This is a genomic window from Paenarthrobacter sp. YIM B13468 (assembly GCF_042788025.1).
In the GTDB taxonomy this organism is placed as follows: Bacteria; Actinomycetota; Actinomycetes; order Actinomycetales; family Micrococcaceae; genus Arthrobacter; species Arthrobacter aromaticivorans.
In genome coordinates, this window is the sequence record NZ_JBHZPI010000057.1 from 1 (window position 1) to 1277 (window position 1277).

At 63.3% G+C, this 1277-nt stretch carries 1 protein-coding gene; it reads right to left on the reverse strand.

Annotated features, from left to right (window positions below; genetic code table 11):
• Nucleotides 1–24 precede the first annotated feature (24 nt).
• Nucleotides 25–1277, reverse strand: a 1253-nt coding sequence (locus tag ACFX4T_RS25585) for a SpaH/EbpB family LPXTG-anchored major pilin (protein ID WP_377655225.1), incomplete at its 5' end; no start/stop codon positions are given.

A 1277-nucleotide genomic window follows, 5' to 3' on the forward strand; every position in this document is an offset into this window, starting at 1 on the left:
TGGTGGTGCTGGTTGGTGTTGGTGTTAGTTGTTGGTGGTGCGGCGGTTGCGGAGGAACATCAGGGCTGCGCCGGCGACGAGGAGGGCACCGGCTGCGTAGAGGATGCCGGTTCCGACGCCACCGGTCAGGGGCAGTTCGAAGCCGCTGTTGGAGGGGATGTTCTTCACTTGCAGGTCGATTCCGACCGTGGTGGTGGTGCTGTTGATCAGGAAGGACACCGGCTCGGCGAGCAGTTCATAGCCTGTCGGGGCGGTGGTTTCCACGAGGTAGTACGTGCGGTAGTCGGGGCTTCCGGGTGCCACGGCGGCGCCGTTGGCCCAGTCGGAGTACCGCAGTCCCGAGATCGTGAGCGTGCCGTCAGCGGCGACGGTGAAGACCGTCTGGCCGTTGAGGTCTACAGGGTTCGTTCCAGCCTGTGCGTCGGCTTCGTTGGTGTAGACGGAGAACGCGGCACCGGCCAGGGCTGCACCGTTTTCGTTGACTTTCTGCAGGGTCATTTCGCCCCACTTGGTCACGACCGGGGGTGTGACGATCGGGCCGCCGGGCTGGCCCGGTGCGATGGTGAAGCTGGCAGCGTTCGGGTAAACGAGGGCTTCGTTTTCGATTTCACCGATGGTGTTGACCGTGGTGTTCACGATGACCTGCACGCGGGTGTCGGTGTGTGCTGCCAGTTTGGCAAGACCGGCGTCGGTGAAGATGACCGAGACGGTGTTGGTGGCGGCGTCGAAGGTCACGGTGTAGTCCGTGCCCTCGGTGAGGGGGGTGCCGTCAACGAGGGTCGCGGACGCGCCGATGTAGGTCAGTTTCTGGTCCAGGACGTCCACGATCTTGTAACCATCGATGGTGGTTTCGTTGGGGATGTCACCGGTGATGGTGAAGTCGATCTGGTCCCCGAGCTTGACGTCCGGGGCGTCCGTGACGGTCTTTTCAGCACCCGCAACGGAGTTCTTCGGGTAGACGTGGACGTCGTAGATCCAGTTGTCCTTGTTATCCGGGTCCGTCAACGGCACCGAGACCAGGAACGGGGCCGAGGGCGTGACACCGGCCGGGTAGTTCGTTTCCGTCACCAGGTACAAGCCCACGGGCAGGGAAGTGAAACTTGCCGTACCGGCGGCGTCAGTGGTCTTCGCCTGGGCAGTACCCAGGGTGTACCCGGCACCGGTGATCGAGGCTTCGGCGTTGGCCGGGTCGAAGATGCTGGAGAGGTTGTGCGCCGCGTCCCAGCCTGCGTTGGTGGACAGGTCAATGGTGTTGACCTGCTCGATGGTGAACTCGA